This is a genomic window from Brochothrix sp., assembly GCF_017549435.1.
GTDB lineage: Bacteria > Bacillota > Bacilli > Lactobacillales > Listeriaceae > Brochothrix > Brochothrix thermosphacta.
This window is the reverse complement of record NZ_JAFYUW010000152.1, coordinates 1-2,791: the sequence shown is the minus strand read 5'-3', so window position 1 is coordinate 2,791 and position 2,791 is coordinate 1. Positions and strand designations below refer to the sequence as shown.

Annotated in this window: 3 protein-coding genes; all 3 read right to left on the bottom strand. The window is 36.6% G+C overall.

Going from position 1 to position 2,791, the window contains the following annotated elements:
- Positions 1 to 586: MMPL family transporter (locus tag IKV95_RS10025; RefSeq protein WP_287451756.1), on the bottom strand; the 586-nt coding region annotated here is incomplete at its 3' end.
- A gap of 164 nt (positions 587 to 750) precedes the next feature.
- Positions 751 to 2,151: a PTS transporter subunit EIIC gene (locus tag IKV95_RS10020; RefSeq protein ID WP_119904485.1), complete on the bottom strand. Its 1,401-nt coding sequence runs from the start codon at positions 2,149 to 2,151 to the stop codon at positions 751 to 753.
- A gap of 21 nt (positions 2,152 to 2,172) precedes the next feature.
- Positions 2,173 to 2,691, bottom strand: a complete 519-nt coding sequence (locus tag IKV95_RS10015; RefSeq protein ID WP_069125609.1) for a PTS transporter subunit EIIC — start codon at positions 2,689 to 2,691, stop codon at positions 2,173 to 2,175.
- Between the last annotated feature and the right edge of the window lie 100 nt (positions 2,692 to 2,791).

Here is a 2,791-nt window from a genome sequence, read left to right as displayed (position 1 = left end):
GCGAGCGAAACACCAACAATAATACAAGTACGATAAATATAATAGCAATAACTTCTGTTTTCTCAACGCCCTCATGTGTTGCTTTTGCAAAATCTTCTAATACGAGTGCATTACCTGTTAAATAACTTTCAACGCCTTTTATTTGCAGTTCTGGACGAATACGATCACCAATTTCAGTAATTGTTCCCTCTCGCAAAACTTCTAGTTGAAGCATGACCGTTGTCCCATCACTCGACAATAACTGTTTTTTTGCGGTCTTATTATCAAGATGTGAAACAATTCTATCAATACCTAAACTTGTTTGATTCGTTTGGATTGCGGTAATTCGTTTTTCAATTGTTGTCAGTTCATCTGCTGTGAGCTTTTTGTTTGAATGGAACACAGCGATCATTTGATATGTTTTTTCTTTGCCATCACGCATACCGTTAATAATTTTTGCTGCTTGTTCACTTTGAGCTGATTCAGGTAACGAAATCTGCCCTTTTTCTCTCACTAACGTTCCCATGTTTGGCATAAATAATACTAATAAAAGCGTTACCACAAGCCAACTTGTTAAAATTAGCACACGCCACTTTCTCTGGTTCATGTTCGTCACCATTCTTTCTCGTATATATCCTCCCCCAGAACAATACGGTCTTTTACTTTAGTGTACCTTATATCTTTCACTTGGACTATCACAAAAATAGTCTTTTAATGATAAAAAAAGCAACCGCACAATTGGCGGTTGCTTTAGATTACTATTTTAAAAAATTATTTTTCAACGCGTTCTTTCAATTTATCAGCAACAAATTCTACATCTGTTCCAACGATAACTTGAAGAGCTGTATCATTGATTTTAACAACACCTTTTGCGCCTGCGCGTTTCAAAGCATCTTGATCAACAATATTTGTATCTTTTAATTGTAGACGTAAACGAGTTGTACAGTTATCGATAACTGTAAAGTTGTCAGCGCCACCTAATGCTTTAAGGTATTTATCACCAATAGCGTCATATTTATCTCCTGTAGCTGGTGTTGCTAGTTCTTCTTCATCTTCTTCAATTGCATTTTCATCATCATCTTCACGTCCAGGCGTTTTGATGTCGAATTTTAAAATAGCAAAGTAGAAAATCACGAAGTAAACAACTGCGAAAACTAAACCAACTAAAAGTAAAAGGAGTGGCTTAGTTCCTAAACCGTAGTTTAGTGAGTAATCAATCGCTCCTGCTGAGAAAGTGAAACCCATTTTAATTCCTAATAAGTTAACGATAAAGCCTGAAATTCCTGCTAAGAGCGCATGCACAACATAAAGAGGGAATGCGATAAACATGAATGAAAACTCAAGCGGTTCTGTGATACCTGTTAAGAACGCTGTTAAAGCGAGTGATAACATCATCCCAAACGTTGCTTTACGTTTATGTTTTTTAGCAGTTGCCACCATTGCCATTGCAGCTGCTGGTAGACCAAACATCATAATTGGGAAGAAACCAGTTTGGAAAGCGCCCGCTGTCGGATCTTTAGCGAAGAAACGGTTAATATCTCCGTTTACAACAATACCTGTTGCAGCATCTGTAAAGCTACCATAACCGAACCATAAGTAAGAGTTTAACACGTGATGTAAGCCCGTTGGAATTAACAAACGGTTTGCAAATTCGAATACACCTGCACCGAATGCACCTGCACCAACGATAAATTCGTTAAGATGATTTAATCCAACTTGGACTGTTGGCCAAATGAAACCAAAAATAACAACAAGTATTAACGTCGCGATAGCATTTAATATTAAGGCAACATGACGTCCGTTAAAGAAAGCACCTTTATCAAATTTAAGGTACACAAGGTTATAAATAATAGGTGAAAATAGACCAGCGATAAAACCACCGAATACACCCATATTAATATCTGGATTAACGCCAATAACACCGAAGTTTAAGATAAAGTACATGAGCGCGCCACTTAAAGCTGCTAGACCACTATTATCCTTCGCTAAACCAATAGCAATACCCATTGCAAACATCAATGGTAAATAAGTGAAAATAGCGTTCCCGCCAGCATTCATAAATGGAATATTTAAAACATCAGCTGCGCCAAGACGGTTTAACAGACCCGCAGCTGGCAAAACAGCGATTGGAAGCATTAATGCTTTCCCGATTTTTTGTAATTGTGCTAACATAATTTAATTTCCTCCTTTACTTTATAAGTGTGGTAAGACAATATTTGCAACAAATGATCCAATAAACAAGGCAACAACACTTGTAATAATCGGAACAAAACGACGGCCACCAAAGAAGGCTAACCATTCAGGCATCTTAATATTGTAGAATTTGTTATACATCATTCCACTAACAAGTCCCATTACTAAACCACAAATAATGAAGAAAATTTGTCCTTTTACTTCGCCACCAAAAATAGAGATAGGTGCATTAACTAAAAATTGTGCTTTAGCATCAATTAAAACAGAGAATGATGCTCCAAATACTAGGTAACCTACCGCACCAGCTAAAGCAGCCGCTCCACTGTGATCAAACCCAATACCAACTGCAAAAGCAATCGATATAATTAACGGGAAAATCATTTTATAAGCGTTGAAAACACCTTCTAAACCTGAATTTCCTGTTAAACTTCCTGCCCAAAAAATAACTAAAAGGATTGCAGTAACTGCGACATATGAAAGGGATATTGCCAAACGTTTAACTAAACTTTCTTTTTTCATCTTTTTTCCTCCTCCAATATTTATTACGAAAAGAGCTTAAAATTCTTTTCCTATTCTGTTTTTTATCATAACATGAAACCGGTTTCTGGTCTATACCATT

Excerpts from the sequence above, each read along its gene's own strand:
- IKV95_RS10020 (WP_119904485.1), bottom strand. The coding sequence starts at position 2,151 with ATGTTAGCACAATTACAAAAAATCGGGAAAGCATTAATGCTTCCAATC.
- IKV95_RS10015 (WP_069125609.1), bottom strand. The coding sequence starts at position 2,691 with ATGAAAAAAGAAAGTTTAGTTAAACGTTTGGCAATATCCCTTTCATAT.